The organism is Polynucleobacter sp. AP-RePozz3-80-G7 (genome assembly GCF_018882145.1).
In the GTDB taxonomy this organism is placed as follows: domain Bacteria; phylum Pseudomonadota; class Gammaproteobacteria; order Burkholderiales; family Burkholderiaceae; genus Polynucleobacter.
In genome coordinates, this window is record NZ_JACVPC010000002.1 from 106,506 (window position 1) to 127,068 (window position 20,563).

22 protein-coding genes and 1 tRNA gene are annotated in these 20,563 nt (G+C 45.4%); 14 read left to right on the top strand and 9 right to left on the bottom strand.

The features are described from left to right. The first annotated feature begins 63 nt into the window (after window positions 1–63). Window positions 64–936: a 4-hydroxy-tetrahydrodipicolinate synthase gene (gene dapA / locus ICE90_RS05910; protein WP_216157665.1), complete on the top strand. Its 873-nt coding sequence runs from the start codon at window positions 64–66 to the stop codon at window positions 934–936. Then, on the top strand, window positions 936–2,081 hold the full coding sequence (gene bamC / locus ICE90_RS05915; protein WP_255533312.1) for an outer membrane protein assembly factor BamC: 1,146 nt from the start codon (window positions 936–938) through the stop codon (window positions 2,079–2,081). The genes dapA and bamC overlap by 1 nt, the downstream gene beginning before the upstream one ends. A 61-nt stretch (window positions 2,082–2,142) precedes the next feature. Here the strand turns inward: bamC and ICE90_RS05920 are convergent, their stop codons facing one another. After that, complete coding sequence (locus ICE90_RS05920; RefSeq protein WP_215321994.1) at window positions 2,143–2,310, bottom strand: hypothetical protein; 168 nt, start codon at window positions 2,308–2,310, stop codon at window positions 2,143–2,145. Window positions 2,311–2,420: 110 nt separating this feature from the next. Further along, window positions 2,421–3,653, bottom strand: coding sequence for a cupin domain-containing protein (locus tag ICE90_RS05925; RefSeq protein ID WP_216191462.1), 1,233 nt, complete (start codon window positions 3,651–3,653; stop codon window positions 2,421–2,423). A 54-nt stretch (window positions 3,654–3,707) separates the two neighbouring features. Between ICE90_RS05925 and ICE90_RS05930 the strand changes: the two genes are divergently transcribed. Further along, complete coding sequence (locus ICE90_RS05930) at window positions 3,708–4,301, top strand: peptidylprolyl isomerase (RefSeq protein WP_216191733.1); 594 nt, start codon at window positions 3,708–3,710, stop codon at window positions 4,299–4,301. A 98-nt stretch (window positions 4,302–4,399) separates the two neighbouring features. Here ICE90_RS05930 and cysE read toward each other — a convergent pair whose 3' ends face one another. Together cysE and ICE90_RS05940 are read right to left on the bottom strand one after the other, a co-directional pair. Next, on the bottom strand, window positions 4,400–5,164 hold the full coding sequence (gene cysE, locus ICE90_RS05935) for a serine O-acetyltransferase (protein ID WP_216191464.1): 765 nt from the start codon (window positions 5,162–5,164) through the stop codon (window positions 4,400–4,402). A gap of 23 nt (window positions 5,165–5,187) precedes the next feature. Further along, window positions 5,188–5,940 carry an RNA methyltransferase gene (locus ICE90_RS05940; protein WP_216191466.1) on the bottom strand — a complete coding sequence of 251 codons (753 nt, stop codon included), beginning with the start codon at window positions 5,938–5,940 and terminating at the stop codon, window positions 5,188–5,190. Between the two features lie 139 nt (window positions 5,941–6,079). Between ICE90_RS05940 and ICE90_RS05945 the strand changes: the two genes are divergently transcribed. Continuing rightward, entirely contained in the window at window positions 6,080–6,868 is a 789-nt protein-coding gene (locus ICE90_RS05945; RefSeq protein ID WP_216191468.1) for an inositol monophosphatase family protein, read from the top strand. Between the two features lie 32 nt (window positions 6,869–6,900). On the opposite strand, the gene ICE90_RS05950 is transcribed toward ICE90_RS05945, so the two are convergent. From ICE90_RS05950 to ICE90_RS05960, 3 genes are read right to left on the bottom strand one after another with little or no spacing between them, the layout of a single operon-like run. Further along, a complete protein-coding gene (locus ICE90_RS05950) occupies window positions 6,901–7,683 on the bottom strand; it encodes a UDP-2,3-diacylglucosamine diphosphatase (RefSeq protein WP_216191470.1) in 783 nt (260 codons plus the stop codon). Further along, on the bottom strand, window positions 7,680–8,183 hold the full coding sequence (locus tag ICE90_RS05955) for a peptidylprolyl isomerase (protein WP_216191472.1): 504 nt from the start codon (window positions 8,181–8,183) through the stop codon (window positions 7,680–7,682). Before ICE90_RS05955 ends, ICE90_RS05950 begins: the two co-directional genes overlap by 4 nt. After that, window positions 8,155–9,069: a M48 family metallopeptidase gene (locus ICE90_RS05960; protein WP_215322008.1), complete on the bottom strand. Its 915-nt coding sequence runs from the start codon at window positions 9,067–9,069 to the stop codon at window positions 8,155–8,157. Before ICE90_RS05960 ends, ICE90_RS05955 begins: the two co-directional genes overlap by 29 nt. A gap of 60 nt (window positions 9,070–9,129) precedes the next feature. On the opposite strand from ICE90_RS05960, the gene cysS reads away from it, so the two are divergent. From cysS to ICE90_RS06000, 8 genes are all read left to right on the top strand, one after another. After that, window positions 9,130–10,551: a cysteine--tRNA ligase gene (gene cysS / locus ICE90_RS05965; RefSeq protein WP_215322009.1), complete on the top strand. Its 1,422-nt coding sequence runs from the start codon at window positions 9,130–9,132 to the stop codon at window positions 10,549–10,551. 23 nt (window positions 10,552–10,574) lie between these two features. After that, a complete protein-coding gene (locus tag ICE90_RS05970; RefSeq protein ID WP_370624651.1) occupies window positions 10,575–11,225 on the top strand; it encodes a DNA-3-methyladenine glycosylase in 651 nt (216 codons plus the stop codon). A 9-nt stretch (window positions 11,226–11,234) separates the two neighbouring features. Further along, window positions 11,235–12,206 (top strand): acetyl-CoA carboxylase carboxyltransferase subunit alpha, encoded by a 972-nt coding sequence (locus ICE90_RS05975; RefSeq protein ID WP_216122724.1) that lies wholly within the window; start codon window positions 11,235–11,237, stop codon window positions 12,204–12,206. Next, entirely contained in the window at window positions 12,172–13,470 is a 1,299-nt protein-coding gene (gene tilS, locus ICE90_RS05980) for a tRNA lysidine(34) synthetase TilS (RefSeq protein ID WP_216191473.1), read from the top strand. Before ICE90_RS05975 ends, tilS begins: the two co-directional genes overlap by 35 nt. A gap of 60 nt (window positions 13,471–13,530) precedes the next feature. Then, window positions 13,531–14,781: an aspartate kinase gene (locus ICE90_RS05985; protein WP_215322016.1), complete on the top strand. Its 1,251-nt coding sequence runs from the start codon at window positions 13,531–13,533 to the stop codon at window positions 14,779–14,781. A 72-nt stretch (window positions 14,782–14,853) separates the two neighbouring features. Beyond that, window positions 14,854–14,948, top strand: a tRNA-Ser gene (locus ICE90_RS05990). Between the two features lie 268 nt (window positions 14,949–15,216). Continuing rightward, the gene (locus tag ICE90_RS05995; RefSeq protein WP_216191474.1) at window positions 15,217–15,639 is read left to right on the top strand and encodes a hypothetical protein; all 423 of its coding nucleotides are present in this window, start codon (window positions 15,217–15,219) and stop codon (window positions 15,637–15,639) included. 63 nt (window positions 15,640–15,702) lie between these two features. Then, window positions 15,703–17,238, top strand: a complete 1,536-nt coding sequence (locus tag ICE90_RS06000; protein WP_216191475.1) for a zinc-ribbon domain-containing protein — start codon at window positions 15,703–15,705, stop codon at window positions 17,236–17,238. Here ICE90_RS06000 and ICE90_RS06005 read toward each other — a convergent pair. Beyond that, entirely contained in the window at window positions 17,235–17,465 is a 231-nt protein-coding gene (locus ICE90_RS06005) for a helix-turn-helix transcriptional regulator (protein WP_216191476.1), read from the bottom strand. The genes ICE90_RS06000 and ICE90_RS06005 overlap by 4 nt on opposite strands. 397 nt (window positions 17,466–17,862) lie before the next feature. Here ICE90_RS06005 and ICE90_RS06010 point away from each other — a divergent pair, with 397 nt between their 5' ends. After that, window positions 17,863–18,636, top strand: coding sequence for a peptidoglycan DD-metalloendopeptidase family protein (locus ICE90_RS06010; protein ID WP_216191477.1), 774 nt, complete (start codon window positions 17,863–17,865; stop codon window positions 18,634–18,636). Beyond that, complete coding sequence (locus ICE90_RS06015) at window positions 18,612–19,538, top strand: M48 family metallopeptidase (RefSeq protein WP_216191478.1); 927 nt, start codon at window positions 18,612–18,614, stop codon at window positions 19,536–19,538. The genes ICE90_RS06010 and ICE90_RS06015 overlap by 25 nt, the downstream gene beginning before the upstream one ends. 257 nt (window positions 19,539–19,795) lie before the next feature. On the opposite strand, the gene ICE90_RS06020 is transcribed toward ICE90_RS06015, so the two are convergent. Continuing rightward, window positions 19,796–20,278 (bottom strand): hypothetical protein, encoded by a 483-nt coding sequence (locus tag ICE90_RS06020; RefSeq protein ID WP_216191480.1) that lies wholly within the window; start codon window positions 20,276–20,278, stop codon window positions 19,796–19,798. Window positions 20,279–20,563: the final 285 nt, after the last annotated feature.

Here is a 20,563-nt window from a genome sequence, read left to right on the forward strand (position 1 = left end):
GGTGCATATTCGGTGACAAATACAGCTCATTCCAAAGGTAGCAAAAAGCCCATCGCTGGCAGCATGCCGGCTATCGTGACTCCCATGTTCGAAGATGGCAGCTTGGATTACGCTAGCTTGCGTTCATTGTTGGATTGGCATGTGTCTGAAGGTACTGACGGCATTGTGATTGTTGGCACTAGCGGTGAGTCTCCAACAGTTTCTGTTGAAGAGCATTGCGAGCTCATTCGCGTGACAGTCGAGCAAATTGCCGGACGTATTCCAGTGATTGCTGGTACCGGCGGTAACTCTACGATTGAAGCGATTGAGTTAACCAAATTTGCTAAGCAGGTTGGCGCGGATGCCAGCTTGCAGGTAGTACCGTATTACAACAAGCCAACCCAAGATGGTATGTTTGCGCACTTTAAAAAGATTGCAGAGTCGGTGGATTTGCCAGTGATTTTGTATAACGTTCCCGGTAGAACGGTTGCTGATTTGGCTGGTGATACTGTGGTTCGTTTAGCGGGTGTGCCAGGCATCATCGGTATTAAAGAGGCAACAGGCAGCTTAGAACGTGGCACCTTATTGATCAATGATCTCAAGCGTGCCGGCCATCAAGACTTCTCCGTATTTTCTGGCGATGATCTCACGGCCGCCATGCTCATGTTGATGGGCGGTAAAGGTAATATTTCTGTCACGGCTAATATTGCTCCACGCTTGATGCATGAGCTCTGCGTAGCCGCTATGTCAGATGATGTGAAAAGAACCCGTGAAATTCAATATCAATTGATTGCAGTTCATAAGGCCATGTTCACAGAGGCCAACCCAATCCCCGTGAAGTGGGCATTGCATGAGATGGGTAAGATTACTGCTGGCATTCGCTTGCCATTAACACCTTTAAGCATTTCTTTGCGTGAGCCTTTGAAGGCAGCGTTAAAACAGGCCAACCTATTATGATGAATTTGCTCTCACTATACCGTCGATATTTTTCGATTCTGGCTTTAATCGTTATCGCTTCTGCCGCGTTGACTGCCTGTAAATCAGTTACTAGTAACGATACCGTTGACTATAAGAGTGCAGGGGCTGTGCGCGGCCCTAATTTGTCATACCCTCCTGACTTGATCACGGCACAGGCTGATCGACGCTACATCGTTCAGGATGGCGCAGCGACGATGTCCGAATACAATGCCGCAGTGAAGAAATCAACTCAGATGCGCAGCAACGTCATGACAGGTATTCCTGGTATGCGAATTGCGCGTGATGGTGAGCGTCGTTGGTTGGTTGTTGAAAAACCAGCCCCTGAGCTCTACCCGCAAGTAAAAGATTTTTGGCAAGAAAATGGTTTCTTGTTAGTGGTAGATTCTCCATCAACCGGCATTATGGAAACCGACTGGGCAGAAAATCGGGCGAAGATTGCGCAAGATTGGATTCGCTCAACGATTGGTGGTGCAATCGACTCTATTTATGACACTGGTGAACGCGATAAATACAAAACTCGTCTTGAGGTATCCAAGCCAGGCGAGACAGAAATCTACATTACTCAACGCGGTGCGATTGAGAAATGTACAACCGACACAACAGGCGCTTGTTTATCTACCATTTGGACCGCTCGTCCAAATGATCCTGAGTTAGAGGCCGCATTCCTGGCTCGTTTGATGGAGCGCTTAGGCATGACGCAAGAGCAGGCTAAAGCAATGGTTGCAGTGCCTCTTGGCCCTAAAACGCCTAAAGCGAAGTTTGTTCAGGAGGGCACTAACCAAGCTTATATCGAGCTCAGTGCTGGCTTTGATCGCTCTTGGCGTGATGTTGGATTGGCTCTGGATCGCTCTAACTTCACGGTTGAGGATCGGAATCGCTCAAGTGGTGTTTACTATGTTCGTTACGTGAATCCTAAAGACTTGGGCGATACCAAGGGCTTCTTCTCCAACCTCTTTAGCAGTAAAGATGAGTCTGGTATGAAGGCCAAAAAATATCAGGTGCTAGTGAAGAGTACTGGTGAGAATTCTGCGAATGTCTATGTACAGGGCGCGGATGGCAAACCAGAAAATACGCCCGCTGGTTATCAGTTGCTGACTTTGTTAACGGAGCAACTAACAAAGTAGTAGATTTTTAAAGGAAATAAAAAAGCCGCTTTTCAGCGGCTTTTTTTCTTCATGAAGAAGATTACTTCTTAGCATCAGCAGCAGGAGCAGCTGGAGCAGCAGCAGGAGCTTCAGCAGCAGGAGCAGCTGGAGCAGCAGCAGGAGCTTCAGCAGGTTTTGCTTCTTCTTTTTTACCGCAAGCGGCCAAGGCGATTGCAAACATTGCAGCGATAACGAGTGACTTCTTCATTTGTAAATTCCTTTAAAAAAATTAATAACAATTACCGGTAATTGTTCTCTGGATATACCGAGGGATTGCCCCTAAGTAGTTTCCAGCAACAATTATATCCATCTCCGCCTTCAGTGCTCAAAAACCAACCAGCCGGCTAAATAAGCCTCATAAAGGCTAGATTGATCAAGCTGTTTTAGTCTGCCTGCCCTCAGCTCTTTATGGGCAGAGAGGGTTTGCCAGGCCGCAAGAATATCTGGAGCTTGTCCCTGGGTCATGGATTCTCCATTGCAATATACCTGTTCCCCAAGGCTCAGAATACGGGTTTGCGGGTGAGGTAGAAGTTTGCTGGATCGAAGCTTTCTAAGAAATTCTTGGGGCTTCAGGGGCTTATCGGGGGCATCAAACAGAGCCTGTTGTTTAGGTTCCGAAAGGTAGGCGGTAATGCCGGGCAGAAACCCATCAATTTGGTCTAGTTTCAGCTCTTTGAGTTTTGAGCCTAGTTGTTTGATGAGCTCTTCCGGCAATTGCTCTGCACTATGAGTTGCGCCCTGCTTAGGGTCTGCAAACTTGCTCTCTAGCGCGGGAATATCCTCCAAAGATTCTGCTAGGCGCCACAAACCTTCTTGCAGTAATTCTTTAAAGCTGGGGGAGCGAAATCCAACAGACCATGTTTGGCAACCCGCATCTAGTGCAATGCCATCATGAGCAACATGCGGTGGTAAATACAGCATATCGCCAGGCTCCAAAGTCCACTCTTGTTCGGGCTTAAAGTTGCGCAGAATTTTTAGCGGTAGATTAGGGTTGAGACTCAGATCTTTTTGTTCTGAAATTTTCCACCGCCTTCTGCCAGACATTTGAATTAGGAAGACGTCGTAAGAATCAAAGTGGGGCCCAACGCCCCCTCCAATGCCAGCAATGCTAATCATTAAGTCTTCTAAGCGCGCATCAGGAATAAAGCGGAACCAAGACAGAATTTTTGTAGCTGCTGGATGATGTGCCTCCATTCCTTGAAGCAATAAAGTCCAGTCGGGTTTGTCGATCGATGGAATGGCCTTTTTAGAAAACGGTCCGCTATCAAAGCTCCATGGATTGGATTTAACCAAGCGCGCCTCTACCTCATCTTGCAGGGCAAATTTGAGTAACTCTTTGGTGGGAATTGGGCTATCCAGGGACTCACCATTCCTAGCTGAAAGGGCAAATGCCGGAATCGCCCCCCTGATGAGAAGGGGCTTTTTATGCCAATACCGCGCCATGAACTGGTCTGGGCTAATACCCCCAAATAAGGCCCAGGGCTCGCCTAAAGGGAGCTTTGAGGGGGCCCGAGGCGGCTCATAGGGTTTGCTCAAGTAAAATGAGGTCATAAAGTAAAAAGCTGTTTAGAAACTGATTAAAAACGAATGTTCGACAAATTCCGCATGAAGATTGAAAAAAATACCATCGTATCCCTTCGCTATAAGTTAACCGATGCGCAAAACAATGTCATCGAGGAACCCGATTCTCCGATGGTATACCTGCACGGAGGTTATGAAGGTACTTTTCCTAAAATTGAGAATCTGCTTGATGGCCAAGATATTGGTTATGAGGCAACGATTCAGCTTGAGCCTAATGAAGCTTTTGGTGAATATGATCCTGAGTTGTTAAAAATCGAGCCACGTACCCGTTTCCCTGAGCCCTTAGAAGTGGGGATGCAGTTTGAAGGGGTTCCTGATGCAGAAGAAGACGCTGCTGCCGATGACGCTGATGATGAGCCTTTGATCTATACCGTCACCGATGTTGCTGATAATCAAGTGGTGTTAGATGGAAATCATCCGCTGGCTGGTATGGCGTTACGTTTTTGGGTTCAAGTTGCTGATGTGCGTGCTGCTACTGATGATGAAATTGACAATCGACATCCTGAAGGGGGCGAAAGTTTTTCATTTGGTATGCCTAATGATGATGTTGATGACGATGAAGAGTTTCCAGGTGGTGCACTAGGGGGTGAGAATAGTGGTCCACGCACTCTGCATTAATTCAACACCAAACTTGAATAAAAAAAGGAATAGCATGCTATTCCTTTTTTCTTTGCATCATTTCTTCTACATGTTTACCGAGCGTTAAGCCCAAATTACTATTCTCTGAGCCACTGTTTAATCGCATCAAGATCGCGTTTGGTGTCGCTAGAGCCTTCAGCATCAGGGCCAGTAGGCGTGTTACTTAACTTGGCTAAAGCCTGCTCTAGCGCTGCAATCTTGGCTTCCTGTTCGATCGTGGCATCGATTAAACCTTTGAGCGCCATTGATACAGGATCATCTACATTCGGCGTCACTCCATAAGCAGAAAAATATTCCTTTGTTTTGCTATCAGGACTTTGCGGTAAATCTGGATGCAGGATGCGCGCAGGAATACCAACAGCAGTCGCACCCGCAGGAATTTCTTTTAGTACTACGGCATTGGATCCAACGCGTGCACCATCGCCTACAGTAAATCCACCGAGAACTTTTGCACCAGCACTGACCACAACACCTTTACCAAGGGTGGGGTGGCGCTTAACGCCTTTATAAAGCGAAGTACCGCCCAAGGTAACGCCTTGATAAATTGTGCAGTCATCGCCAATTTCAGTGGTCTCACCAATCACAATGCCAAGCCCATGATCCAGAAATACTCGGCGACCAATCTTTGCGCCAGGATGAATTTCTATACCCGTGAAAAAACGCGCAAACATAGATAGCACACGGGCAATCCATTTCAGGCCAAGATTCCACAGAAAATGGGAGATACGATGCAACCAAACTGCATGCAGACCTTGGTAGCAAGTAATGACCTCGAGACGATTCCGGGCTGCTGGGTCTCTGGCAATAATGGAGTCGACTTGGTCGAATAGGGGATTTGACATATGTAGATTTTAACGGGATGCGCTTATTTTCTCAGGAGCATCTGTTTTGCAATGCCCCGCAGCAGATCAATCTCTTCTTTATGAAGGCGACTACGAGCAAACAGAGCTTGAATACGGGGCATCAGTTTCTTGGGATTGGCTGGATCTAAATACCCAATGGCCTCCAAACCTTCGCGCCAATGTTCCACCATGGCTGCAACGGCCGCAGGATCGGCAAAATCAGCCATTTCTTCCCGGCTGGATAAGGCATTTCGCCCACCCAAATGCCGGGAGAGTGTTTCCCTAAGGGTGTAGGCGCAGACCATGATTGCCTGGGCCAGATTAAGAGACGGGTAGTCCGGATTCGCATCTAACCAGACCCTATGGGTGCATAAGGCCAAATGATCGTTATCCAAGCCAGTTCTTTCTGGACCAAAGAGCAGGGCAACCTTTACTCCTCCTGCTGTCGTATCGGCTATTAAGGTCCGAGCGGTCTCCCAGTCTAAGGCTGGCGGGCCAAATTCTCGATCACGGCTGGTTAAGCCTAAAACTAGTGAGCAACCCTCTACGGCGGAAGATAGGGAGCTGGTTTCTGAGGAGCGCTCAAGGATATCTACCGCACCGCTGGCTAAAGCAATGGCATCCGCATTGACTGATACGTCTTTGATCTTGGGATTAATAAGGCGCAGGTCGCTAAAGCCCATAGTTTTAAGGGCGCGAGCAGCAGAACCCACGTTTCCTGGGTGACTGGTTTCGACTAAAACCCAGCGTAGTAGTTCAGATTTGTCGATATTCATCAATGCCATTGGGGGTGTTCATAGGGGGTAATGGATGCTAATCGTTTAGAATCAGACTGTTAGCTTCGTATTGTCATGCAATTTTCTTTTTGCAGGCATTACAAGGAGCTTGTTCTTATTTAATTTGTCCATCAATACTATGCATCCCATGTTAAATGTGGCCATCAAGGCCGCCCGTCGCGCTGGAACAGTCATTAATCGTGCTTCTTTGAATTTAGAGCGCTTGCAAGTTGACCGTAAGCAACACAACGATTTCGTCACCGAGGTGGACAAAGCCGCAGAAGCGGCCATCATTGAAACGCTGAGCGAGGCCTATCCAACCCATGGATTTTTGGCTGAAGAAACAGGCGAACACAATGCGGATGCAGAAAACGTTTGGATCATCGATCCGCTAGATGGCACAACCAATTTCATTCACGGCTTTCCGCAGTATGCGGTTTCGATTGCGCTGGCAGTGAATGGCGTGATTCAACAAGCCGTTGTTTACGACCCAACTCGTGATGAGTTATTTACCGCTACCCGTGGTGCGGGCGCGTATTTGGATCGTCGGCGTTTGCGTGTAGCCACGCAAGATCGCTTGGCAAATTCTTTGCTCGGTACCGGATTTCCGTATCGTGAAGACCAGGACTTAGAAAAGTATTTAAAGATTTTTGCTGAAATGTCACGTCAATGCGCGGGCTTACGTCGCCCAGGCGCTGCATCATTGGATTTGGCTTATGTAGCAGCTGGTCGTTACGATGGATTTTTTGAGGGCGATCTCAAACCATGGGACATGGCCGCCGGTGCTTTGCTAATCACTGAAGCGGGCGGGCTGATTGGTAACTATCGTGGTGAAGAAGGCTTTCTGAAAAGCGGTGAAGTGATGGCTGCCAATCCACGTATCTTTGCACAAATGGTGCAGTCACTCTCTAAATACTCAGCGTCTTAATTTAATCTCTCAACCCGAGAAGTCAGTAGCGCTTAGTGCTTAATAAGGTCGAGATAGCGCGCTCCAGCACTATCGATCAATAGGGCGCTTGCCCTAGGGTGAAGACTCTCAGGGTGATCGAGATCCCAGTCGGATAAAACCCAACGCTGCCAAGTCTGGGTGTTTAAAGATTCTTCATGATGGGCCGGCAAGTGAGTATGCCCATGAATTAATCTGTCTCCAGATTGATCTTTCATTACATCTGCACAAGCTTCTCGCGTCACATCCATTTTGAGTTGACTTGCGGCAGAGCGTAGCTGCGTTTGATATTGACCATGACTATTGCTGCGTAGATGCTGGGCAATACCTCTGCGCCAATTGAGGGGTAGAGTTAGAAAGAGTTTTTGCACCCATGGTTTTCTGACCCAACTACGAAATAGCTGGTAGCCAAAGTCTGCAGTACATAAAGCATCACCATGAGCTAAGACCCATTTGTGTGAAGCTAATTCAACTAAGCTAGGATCTGGCAAGAGCGTCATGCCAGTCTTTTTAATAAAACTTTTGCCGATTAAAAAATCTCGATTGCCATGGATGTAATATGTTTTTACTTTGGCAGAAAGGTTGGCGATGGCACGCTGAACTTCTTGTTGAAAAGGTGAGGATGCGGATGCATCATCACCTACCCAATACTCAAATAAGTCACCCAGAATAAATACAGCCTCAACTTTAGGAGCTTCTTTTTCACAGAAGTCGAAAAAGCGTTGCGCCGTCAAGGGCATTGACGGCGTCAGGTGTAGGTCTGATATGAGCAGTGCGCTCGCGTATTGCGGGATCATTCCTCTAGAACAGTGGCCTTCTCAATCACAACATCTTCAGCTGGAACGTCTTGATGAAAGCCGGAGCTACCAGTCTTGACTTTGCGAATGGTGTCAACGACATCCATGCCGCCAGTAACCTTGCCGAATACTGCATAACCCCAGCCTTGGGCATTCGGAGCGGTGTGATTTAGAAAATCATTGTCATTCACATTGATGAAGAATTGAGCAGTTGCAGAATGAGGGTCGCTGGTTCGCGCCATAGCTACAGTGTAGCGATCATTCTTGAGGCCATTATTGGCTTCGTTTTCAATTTCTGCGCCTGTTGGCTTTTGCTTCATGCCGGCAGTCATGCCGCCGCCTTGAACCATAAAGTTATCAATCACACGATGAAAAATCGTGCCATCGTAATGACCGCTTTTTACGTATTGCAAGAAGTTAGCAACACTTTTGGGTGCCTTAGCTGCATCAAGAATAAGGGTGATATCACCCTTATTGGTTTTTAAGAGTACTTTCGCCATTATTAGTTCTACTTTCTGGAAGGTTGGTTGATGGAGCATTGCTTGGCAGAGTATCTGCGGAATTGAGGGCGCGATTAACAGGGCGCTTTGCGGGGGGCTTGAGTACGTCCAAGAGCGCTTTAGCGCGGTTGGAGTACTGACGCTGATTCAGCAATGCATTTTTTGCAGCGTCTTCATATGCTTGAGCACCAAGGCGAATATAGATCTCACCCAGATTGGCTGAGGCAATGGCATAGCTAGGGCGCAGCTTTAATGCAAGCTCTAAATAATCTCGCGCTTCAATCCATTGGCCTTGGTTGGCAGCTATCGCTGCAAGATTATTGTAGGGTTCTGGCAATTCAGGGAACTGCTGAGTAATTTCAATCAAGGTTTTTTTAGCTTGATCGAATTGGCGCATCTCAATTTGTAAGCGCGCTTTTACAAAACGCAATTGCACATTACGTGGCGTCTTCTTAAGGTCCACATTGATTTGGGTAACCGCATCTTGATATTTGCGCGCCTTGATGAGCTTTTCTACATCGGATGGCACCGCATTTTTGGTGATGGGGTCCGGCTCAATAATCAAGAAGGACATAAATGGGACGCCAACGGTCTCTGATAGCTCTGGATTTAATGGGTCATAGCCCACATCCGCCGATAACCTGGGAGGATCAGTTGGGCTGTAGCCACCTAAATAGGGTTGTGGGGCCAATTGTCCCGACTTCATTTCCCGGGTATTTAATGCCTGAATTTCAGCATCCGCACGTTGCTGAGCGGGCGTGCTGCACCCTGTCATTAGCACCAATGACACCAAAGTGGCAAAAGTTAGGGCTAAGACCTTATTCGGGGTAATTTGTGGCGCTGGGGCGTTGTGGGGCATAGAGGAAGGGGTGTGAAACGGGCTCATTCGATATACTCAGCGCTCAGTCTAACAAATTGGCGCTACTTGCCCCACCTTTATAGCCCTATGCTGCAAATCTATAACACCCTTAGCCGTTCTAAACAGGTCTTTAAGCCCATAGTGCCGGGCAAGGTCAAGATGTACGTCTGCGGCATGACGGTTTATGACTTTTGCCATATTGGCCATGCCAGGGTCATGATCGTCTTTGATATGGTGGTTCGTTGGCTTAGGGCTAGCGGCTATGAAGTGCTTTATGTGCGCAATATCACTGATATTGATGACAAGATCATCAACCGTGCCATTGAGAATGGCGAACCCATTTCTGCATTAACCAATCGTTTTATCGATGCGATGCATGCCGACTCGAATGAGTTGGGTTTAATTCATCCCGATCAAGAGCCGCGTGCTACCGATTACATTGCCCAAATGCAGGGCATGATTGGCAAACTCATTGAAAACGACTTGGCCTATCAAGCCAATGATGGCGATGTCAATTTTGCGGTGCGTTTGCTGCCACGCTATGGTCAGCTATCCGGTAAGACACTTGATGAATTAAATGCTGGTGAGAGGGTAGCGGTTGGTGATGGCAAGCGTGATCCGTTAGATTTTGTTTTATGGAAAAGTGCTAAAGCTGAAGAGCCTGCTGATACTCGCTGGAAGTCACCATGGGGTGAAGGCCGTCCAGGCTGGCATATTGAGTGCTCAGCCATGTCTTGTGACTTACTGGGTGAGCACTTTGATATTCATGGTGGAGGTGCGGATTTGCAATTCCCGCACCACGAAAATGAAATTGCTCAAAGCGAAGGCGCTTTGTATGGCAAAGATCGTAAAGAAGATGATGCTCCCTTTGTTAATTACTGGATGCATAACGGCCACATTCGAGTGAACGAAGAGAAAATGTCCAAGTCATTGGGCAACTTCTTTTTAATACGAGATGTCTTAAAAAGCTTTGATCCAGAAGTATTGCGCTTCTTCATGCTGAAGGCGCATTACCGTAGTCCGATTAATTACAGCGATGCACAACTAGAAGAGGCACGCTCAGGACTTGGTCGTCTATACACTGCCTTGGCTCAAGCCCCAAAAGCACAATCAATCAATCTAGATCCACACAATCCATGGGCCAAGCGCTTTGCGGATGCCATGAATGATGATTTCAATACACCAGAGGCGATTGCGGTCTTGTTTGATCTGGCCAGCGAAGTTAACCGTGCGCAAGGCCAAGAAAAGCAATTACTCGCCAATACAATGAAGGCCCTTGGCGCCTCTCTAAATTTCTTGCAGCGCGATCCAACTGCATTTTTGCAGGCGGGTTCCAAAGATCAGGATGGCTTAAGTCCTGCGCAAATTGAAGAACATATCGCTGCACGTGTGGCCGCTAAACAAGCAAAAGATTTTGCCCAAGCAGACTTAATTCGTAAGACATTACTAGAGCAAGGAATTGTTCTGGAAGATAAACCCGGCGGCTTAACAGAATGGCGTAGGGCTTAATGACTGTAGCAAAAGAAATAAAAGTGGAAAAAGCAGAATCAATTCTTGAGGAAATTGCTCCAGACTATTGGGAGCAGGCTTGCAAAGAATTGATGAAGCACGATCGTATTCTGAAAAAATTGATTCCTAAAATTGGATCCGGATTTTTAGTGACACGCGGCGATTCTTTTAATACTTTGGCAAGATCGATTGTTGGACAGCAAATTTCAGTTGCAGCAGCTCAAACCGTATGGAATAGGGTGCTTGCTGCGAGCAAGAGAAAGGTCACACCCAAAAATATCCTAGCGCTATCCGTTGAAGAGTTGCGCGCCGCCGGATTATCTGGGCGCAAGGTGGAGTACATCCGCGATTTAGCAGATCACTTCGATTCCGGTCGCCTCCATGCCAATCAGTGGAAAGATATGGATGATGAGAGCGTGATCAAAGAATTAAGCTCTATTCGGGGAATTGGCCGCTGGACTGCTGAAATGTTCCTCATTTTTAATATGGTTCGCCCTAATATCCTCCCTTTGGACGATATTGGTTTAATTAAGGCTATTTCCCTCAATTACTTCAGTGGTGAGCCTGTTAGCCGCCATGAGGCGAGGGAGGTGGCTGCCAATTGGGCCCCGTGGCGTACGGTAGCTACCTGGTATATGTGGAGAAGTATCGACCCCGCCCCAGTTGAATATTAAAATCAGACTATGAAAACGACTTTCCTGGATTTTGAGCAGCAAATCGCCGAATTAGAGTCAAAGATTGAAGAGCTGCGTTTTGTGCAAGATGAGTCATCGGTAGATATCTCCGATGAGATCAAAACGCTTGCCGAAAAGAGTCAGCAGTTAACAAAAGATGTTTATGCCAATTTGACTCCTTGGCAGGTCTCTCAAGTAGCGCGTCATCCACAGCGTCCTTACACCTTAGATTATGTTGGTGCTTTATTTACCGACTTCCATGAACTGCATGGTGATCGCACTTTTGCAGATGATCAATCAATCATTGCTGGGTTAGCCCGTTTTGAAAATCAGCCTTGTATGGTGATCGGTCATCAGAAGGGCCGCGACACCAAAGAACGTGCCCTCAGAAACTTCGGCATGAGCCGTCCAGAGGGTTACCGCAAAGCAATGCGCCTCATGCGTCTTGCGGAAAAGTTTGGCATTCCAGTATTTACTTTTGTAGATACCCCAGGCGCATTCCCTGGCATTGATGCGGAAGAGCGCAATCAGTCTGAAGCGATTGGCCGCAATTTGTTTGTGCAAGCAGAGCTTGAAGTTCCCATCATCGCCACCATTATTGGTGAAGGGGGTTCCGGTGGTGCGTTAGCTATTGCTATGGGCGATGTGGTCTTAATGTTGCAGAACTCCACTTACTCAGTAATCTCTCCTGAAGGCTGTGCATCTATCCTCTGGAAGACTGCTGATAAGGCTCCCGAGGCAGCTGAGCAGCTGGGCCTCACGGCTCAGCGCTTAAAGGCTTTGGGTCTAATCGATAAGATCGTTGCTGAGCCTATTGGTGGCGCACATCGTGATTACGACAATATGATGAGCAATATGCGCAAAGCACTTGCTGAATCTTTGAAAACTTTTGACGGCATGAAAGTGGATGCATTGCTTGAACGTCGTCATGAGCGTTTGATGAGCTATGGCAAGTTCAAGGAAATCACAGCAAAGTCCTAAGCTGGGAAAACGAATTGCGGTTGCCTTAAGTGGCGGCCTCGATTCGGTTGTGTTGCTCGACACGGTTTGCAAAGCGCAAGCTAAAAGCCAAAATCAAATCTACGCCTTTCATATTCATCATGGCTTACAAAAACCGGCAGATGACTGGTTAATCTTTTGCGAGAAGCTGACCAAAAAATACAAGATCCATTTTGATTTTCGACTCTTGCATCTAAGTAGTTCTAACGAGCAAGGTAATATCGAGGCCAGGGCAAGAGAAGGGCGTTACGAAGCGCTCGCCGATCTTTGCGAAGAATATGGCATCGAAGATTTACTCTTGGCCCATCATCAAAACGATCAAGTAGAAACCGTTCTCCTGCAGCTCCTGCGGGGCTCGGGCGTAGCTGGCTTATCCGGTATGCCAACAAGGAGGAGGCTTTCCAGCAATCAACACCTCACCCTCTGGCGCCCACTCTTAAATCAAAGCAGACAAGAGCTTGAAGCTTATGCCAAAGAACATAAGCTCAAATGGATTGAAGATCCAAGCAATCAAAATACAAAATATCGTCGTAATGCTATTCGCAAGAAAATTATTCCTGCTCTTGAAAGTATTCAGCCTGAAGCATTAACGAATATGGCACGCAGTGCTGAGTTACTTGGTGAAGCGCAAGTCCTACTGAATCGCTTAGCGCAGCAAGACGGCAAAAATATTCTCAATCAAGATCAATTGCAAGTAGCGCCACTTCTAGCTTTGGCTAAAGATGATTTGCCTGCAGCAAACAATGTCTTGCGTTACTGGTTGCAAACTCAGCAGTTGGCAATGCCATCGCAAGAGCGCCTCCAATCTTGGTGGCGCGATCTGACGAAAGTTAAAGCTGATGCCAAGCTTGAGTGGCTACATGACGAAAGAAAGATCTGCCTCTGGCGTGGAGCCCTTCAAGTTGCGGGCGCAGAAGAAGGTCAATGGGTGCTTAAATCACTGCCGGCCAATTCCAAGCAATTAGGTCTTCCTGCGGATTGGGTAAAAACTGCCCAGGGGAATAACCAAATCACGCTGAGAGAGCGCCTAGGCTCTGAGAAGATTCAGATAAAGCCCAAGACACCCCGTAAAACCCTTAAAAACCTCTATCAGGAGGCTGATATCCCTCCATGGGAGCGTCAATCACCCTTGCTTTACATCAATGATGAATTGATCGCTGTGGCGGGTATTGGGCTGAGTTACCCGCACCTGACATCCGCCGGTAGGCGAGTACTCCCAGAATGGGTGCAAAACCCTGTAAAATAAGCCCTTTTTAGACCCTCAAGGATTCATTTCCTTGTTACTGATAGTTAAATAGACGGCTTTATGGCTCTTATCGTTCATAAATATGGTGGCACCTCAATGGGCTCAACAGAGCGCATTGCCAATGTTGCCAAACGCGTTGCTAAATGGATGCGTGCAGGCCACCAAGTGGTGGTTGTGCCTTCAGCCATGTCAGGCGAAACCAATCGCTTGTTAGGTCTCGCAAAAGAAATCAACCCTGATGCAAATCCACGCGAGTTAGATCAAATCGCTTCTACAGGTGAGCAAGTTAGTTCTGGCTTGTTAGCGCTGGCGCTCATGCGTGAAGGTATTGATGCAGTGAGCTACGCTGGTTGGCAAGTAACAGTCCATACCGATTCTGCATTTACCAAGGCGCGCATTAAGAGTATTGAAAGCGACAAGATTCTCAAAGATCTTAATGCTGGTCGTGCGGTTGTTGTTACTGGTTTCCAGGGCGTTGATCCTAATGGCAACATCACCACATTAGGTCGTGGCGGTTCTGATACATCAGCAGTGGCAATGGCGGCAGCCTTAAAAGCGGATGAGTGTTTGATCTATACAGACGTTGATGGTGTTTACACAACCGACCCACGCGTCTGCGAAGATGCACGTCGCTTAGATAAGATTACCTTTGAAGAGATGCTAGAAATGGCGAGCTTAGGTTCAAAGGTATTGCAGATTCGTTCAGTTGAGTTTGCGGGTAAGTACAAAGTTAAAACCCGGGTTCTGTCTTCCCTGACAGACCCATTGATGCCTTTAGACATCGAGATGAAGTCGGGCACCTTGATTACATTTGAAGAGGACAGCACTATGGAAGCCGCAGTTATTTCCGGCATCGCCTTTGCGCGTGATGAAGCGAAGATTACCGTTCTTGGAGTTCCTGATCGTCCAGGCATTGCGTATCAAATTCTTGGTCCGATTGCGGATGCCAATATTGATGTGGATATGATTATTCAGAATCAATCAGTTGAAGGTAAAACAGACTTTACTTTCACAGTGCCGCGTGCTGATTATCAAAAAGCATTGGACTTGCTCAAGAACACCGTGCAAGCTCACATCGAAGCAAAAGAAATCTCTGGCGATCCAAAGGTCTCTAAAGTTTCAGTTGTTGGTGTTGGTATGCGTTCCCACGTTGGTATCGCCAGCAAGATGTTTCGCACTTTGTCGGAAGAGGGCATCAACATCTTGATGATCTCCACCAGCGAAATCAAGATCTCAGTGGTGATTGATGAGAAATACATGGAGTTGGCTGTGCGTGCCTTGCACAAAGCATTTGAGCTGGACCAGAAGTAAGTAAAAAGCACAATAAACCCCTCAGAAGCGGTTATCCGTTAAACTGTAGGGCGTTGTAATAGTAAGAAGTACGGAGACGTGGCCGAGCTGGTCGAAGGCACTCCCCTGCTAAGGGAGCATCGGGGCTAAAACTCTGATCGGAGGTTCGAATCCTCTCGTCTCCGCCAAATACTCTGTATTTTGGCAATGAAATCAAAGGGTTACAGGTTTGGTTATCTGTATACCCCTTTTTCAACCCTCACTTCATCATTCCATAGACTCCATTTTTCCCTAAAAACTAGGGGTGGGGGAGGGAAAAACTACAGAATTAAAGATAGATATAGGGTGCTTCCGACGCTAGCTTTAGTTTTCAAATTTAAGCATATTTCTTGATAAGAACTATAAATAATCTGTCTTTATTCATATATGCTTTTAAGAATAACTAAAGGGGAGTATATGCATAAGACTAGCTTGTATTTTGTATTGGCTTTTGGACTCATTTCTAGTGCTAGCGGTCAAGGCTACAACAATTACTACAATCAAAATGGACAGAACCAAGGTAGAGCTGTTCAACAAGGTAATACCACTAATTACTACAACCAGAACGGTCAAAACCAGGGACGAGCAGTTCAGCAGGGTAATACGGCTAATTTTTACAACCAGAATGGTCAAAGTGAAGGAAGAGTGGTTCAACAAGGTAATACTGCTAACTACTACAACCAGAATGGTCAGAGCCAAGGTAGAGCAGTGCAGAATGGAAATACAACCAACTACTATGACCAAAACGGTCAGAGCCAAGGTAGAGCAGTACAAAATGGAAACACTGTTAACTACTATGACCAAAATGGTCAAAGCACAGGTAGAAAAACAATTCAGTAGAACCTTCAGTCAGCAAATGTTTTTTTGTAATTTAGACTCGCAAGCCTAAACATTGTCTTAATTATGAAAAAAATTACTCATGATGAATTCGTCCTTAAGATGAAGGTAGCCAATCCTTCAGTAGAGGTAATTGGCAAATTCACAGGGATATTGAACCCCATAAGAGTTCGCTGTCCAAATTCACATGAGTGGGAGCCAATAGCAAATTCAATATTAAGGGCTGCAAAAAATAATAAAAACAGTTATGGCTGTGCTATTTGCTCTGGGAGAAAGAAAAAGACGCATGAAGAATTCGTGGCGGAATTGCACGCAATTAATCCCAACATTCAAGTAACGGGAATTTTCCAAGCAGTTGATAAAAAAGTTGATATTAGGTGTAGGACGTGTGGAAATTTTTGGTCAACTACGGGAAATGCCCTATTAAGAAAATCTGGTTGCATGGTGTGTGGTCTGGAAAGTTCAAAACTTAAGCAACGAAAATCAGTCAAACAATTTGAGCTTGATGCTTCTATTGCAAACCCTAACATTGAGATTCTTGGTAAATACGTTAATTCAAAATCCCATTTGAAATGTCGATGCAAAAATTGTGCTTATGAGTGGGAGCTTACCCCCTCAAACCTATTGAAGGGTCGGGGTTGTCCAAGGTGTAGCGGCAACCTTGCTATGTCAAATACGGAATTCATGGAGAAATTGCGCCAAGTTCAGCCAAATATAGAGGCCTTAGGCGAATATTCATCAAACAAATCTAGAGCTCCATGCAGATGTAAGGTCTGCAATTGGGAATGGAATCCTCCTCTTTATCGCCTACTTAAGGGTCGAGGTTGTCCAAATTGTGCTGGGGTACCTAATATTACTCATGAAATTTTTTCTGAAAAAGTCTCTCACGAAAGAAGTGATTTAACTCTATTGGGAGAATTTACGGGCATGAGAAAGAGCATTAGATGTAAATGCACCACCTGCTCTCATGAGTGGGATGCTCCAGCTCAGCATATATGGAAGGGAACATCGGGTTGTCCAGCCTGTGGCTACGAGAGGTCAGCAGAAGCATCTAGAAAATCTAATGAGGATTTCTTGAAAGATTTTGAGGAAAAGAATTTAGATGCAAGCAAAATAAAACTTCATTCCGAGTACCATAATTCTACAACTCGTATGGATGCAGAATGCTTAACTTGTGGTCATAGGTGGACGCCAATAGCTAGCACTTTAATCAGGGGGAGTGGATGCCCTGTCTGCAATGCTGCAGGGTACGATATTCGTAAGCCGGGTGTTTTCTACCTATATGAAATTGCATATTTAGGTGATACCTATCTTGGATTTGGGATATCAAATCAATATATTGATAGAGAAAGAACCCATTTAAGAAATCTAAATGAATACTCAGGGAGAATATTGGAAAAATATCTCTATAAATTCGAAGACGGAAATGAGTGTCTCAACCTTGAAACAAAAGTAAAACAGCAATTAAAGGCTTTAAATCAAGCCCATAACCTAGGAATAGAGGGGTTTATTACTGAATGTGCGAAGTATTCTGCAATGAACTTAATACTAAGATTGATTGATGAATCCAATGGAGAGTTGTGTGATTCCGAGGAATCTTAAAACTTATCTACTATTCTGCGAAGCCACTTACTTGCATCAAGTCCCAGAGCTTCACAGTAGGACACAAACTCAATGATGTCTAAATTACGCTCCCCAGACTCAACTTTAGAAATATAGCTTTGGGGTTTCTTGAGATTCTTTGCTAGGTCAACTTGATGCATCTTGGCCTGTAATCGAGCGTTTTTAAGCTCAGACCTAAGAAGTTCATATTTTTGGCGTTCCAGCATGAACCCATGCTATGAGTTATCCCTAAATATCCCATATTAGGATATAGAATATAGAGATTAGAACCATCGGGGTGAGCAATGAAGTGTCTACTGGCATTTACGGCTTTAGTTTTAGCATCTATTTCTTTAGTTTATGGACAGTGGGGGCAACCTCAGTGCGGCACCTCATTTACCCCTCCGTGTATTCAGCAAGTTAGACCTGCTGTACCACCACCAGGCCCTCCTAGAGCAGACCCTTATCAAAATAGGCCAGATTATTCCCAGCAATTGAATGGAGGTGGTTTTTCACAAACTCGGCAAACGGACTGGAATTGTGTCGCAAGGTGTACTGCTCAGGGTGGTGGCGGGAATCAATGCAACCAAATTTGTTCGCAATAGAAACTTTGAAATTTAATAAATGAGAATTGCAGTTGCTTTTATCTTCACTTTTGTAAATGTTCTGGCTTTTGGCCAGAATGCACCTTCGACTTATGTGGTAAAAGAGGGGGATACGATTGCACGAATTGCTTTGGACCATGGAATTAGTCCAAAAGAATTTGCCGCATGGAATTGTTTGCTAACAGGAAATCCACAATCTGTTAGCCAAATATACATTGGCCAAATATTGAGTTTGCAGCCTAAAAATAATTCTTGTAACCAAGTATCTTCTGGTGCTGCACCGACAAGCTCTCCACCAAACTTTATCTGGCCAGCAAAAGGGAAAGTTGTACAGAGTACGGTGGGAATTGGCAAAGGAATTGCTATTTTGGGTCAATATGGAGACCCAGTAGTAGCAGCTGCCGATGGTACAGTGGCATACGCTGGAGATGGCCTCAAAGGCTATGGCAATTTGGTGCTCATTAAACACGACAGTACCTATTTAACAGCCTATGCTAACAATAGTTCCTTGCAAGTAAGAACTAATGATTTTGTTTCCAAAGGACAAAAGATTGCAGAAGTAGGTGGTTCAGATATTAACAATCCACAATTGCATTTTGAAATTAGGGTCAATGGAAAACCAGTTGACCCAGAACCATATCTTAAGGGCCTCATAGCTTCAATTCCTTCGGCACCCTCAGCGTCTTCAAACCCAACACCCTCTTTAGGTGATTACAAAAATAAATGTAAAGAACTAGGCTTTAAAGAGCAGACAGAGGCATTTGGAAAATGCGTACTACGACTTTCAAAATAGTTATTACGTTAACAATTCTTTTGGGTTCGAGCCTATGCTTCAGTCTTGATACTTCTGATGAGGAAAAGGCATGTAGAGATATTGGATTTACCAAGAAGAATCCTCAGCTTGGTGAATGTGTTTTAGAGTTGTTAGAGAGAAAGCAAGCATTTGAGGCAGCAAAAAAAGCAAATGCTGTTAGTCAACTGAGTTATAGGTCTTCACCCCCGAGACCAGGCAGTACTTCGGTTTGGGATTTGAGGCAAATTGCCAATTCAAGCAATCAAATTTCTTACTTAAATAGGCCAGATTCCTCTGTTTATGAAACGTTAAAGGTGGAGGATGCTAAATCAGTTGTTGCTGTGGCTAACGCAATAGGTAGGAACTCTGGGATACGTCCAACACTATTTCTATTGGAATCAAGCGAGCTGAATGCTGGAGCAACCTTCAATAAGGATGGCAAGCCAATCATTATTATCAATAAGCCAATGATGGATTTGATAAAAGATGACCCCGATATGGCTGCAGCTCTATTAGGTCACGAGATGGCTCATCTTTATTTAAGGCATCCTGGCGCTACTGCTGGAACTGATGCGGCAGGAAGTATTTTAGGGTTGCTCGCTGGTATCGCCTTAGAAATTGTTGCTCAAAATAAATTAGGTGTTACAAATCTAGGATTGCAGGGCGGGCAACTTATTGGAACTGCTTTTTCTACATCTTTTACTAGAGACCAAGAGAGAGATGCAGACAGGCTTGGATTGATTTGGGCCAAGCAAGATGGTTACGACCCCAATGGAGCCATCAAGCTATTTAGAGCTATTGAGAGTAAAAGTGGAAATTCATTAATACCATTTTTTCAAAGCCATCCAAATCCGAGTGAGCGTATAGAGAATGCTCGGCAAACCATTAATAGTGCTAACTAATATCAATTGCACTATAGATTAGCATATTAGGTCTGTTCAAAACGGCCGAAATAATACCTTAAATATATACAAAATATCTCAAGGAATCATACATATAAACCAATAGTACTAGTAGTGGTGTAGCGTATATCTCAAGAAGGTTGGTATAGGGTAGAGGGTTTAAACATAGGTAGTGATTGAGAGTAGTTTCCCCATAGGGAGTAAACAAGGCATTCAATCCTTGTTATAGGCACCTATTAGCCAGACGGGCTTCTAAGTTAATCGCCTTTACTACATCTATCCAAGAGAATAGAGTCTTGACCTTCTTTAATAATGTAATCCACAACACCTGCATTTGAAAAGGGCTTTACCTCAGAAATATATCCAAAGTCACGCATACACCGAATTTGATTTTTTAAAGAGCTCATGAACCTATATTCAGTCTCCCCTTGTGGCACCTGTAAAGCTAAGTGTAGGTGAGGATTTAGGGGGTTAAATCTGCCATGGAATACTGCTACACAAGCTAGGCTTGCCTCACCACGCTTAAATTGATTCTTAAGGTATTTTCGATTAATAATCGCTAGATAAATTTTCAATGCTGCCTCTGCCCGCTCTCTAATCCTATCTAAACTACCTGGGATATTATCTTTTAGAGTAATAGTCACAAGCAGAGCAAGTTCACCAAATTCGGATAGCCATTCTTTGGTCTCATCCTGACCAATCCAGCGTCTATGTGTGTATGGGTGAGTTACAGTAGTCATGCAACACCTACAGATTGATTCTTAAGCTCAATTCCTCTTGCCATCCTTGAGGATGATTGAGATGCTAGTTTCAACGCTCGCTTTAAGTGGGGGTTGATGTGAGGCTTGGATTTAATCTCATCCATAGCTTGCGACATTGCTTCATATAACTCCTCTAGCCCTAACGCCTTAAATACAGCCTTAGAATTGAATTTTTGATACTCTGCGAGATAAAAACAGACCCTCTCGCCGTTTCCCATTGATTGAGTAGAGGTGGATGGAAGCAGGGGACAAATCGGCGCCGAA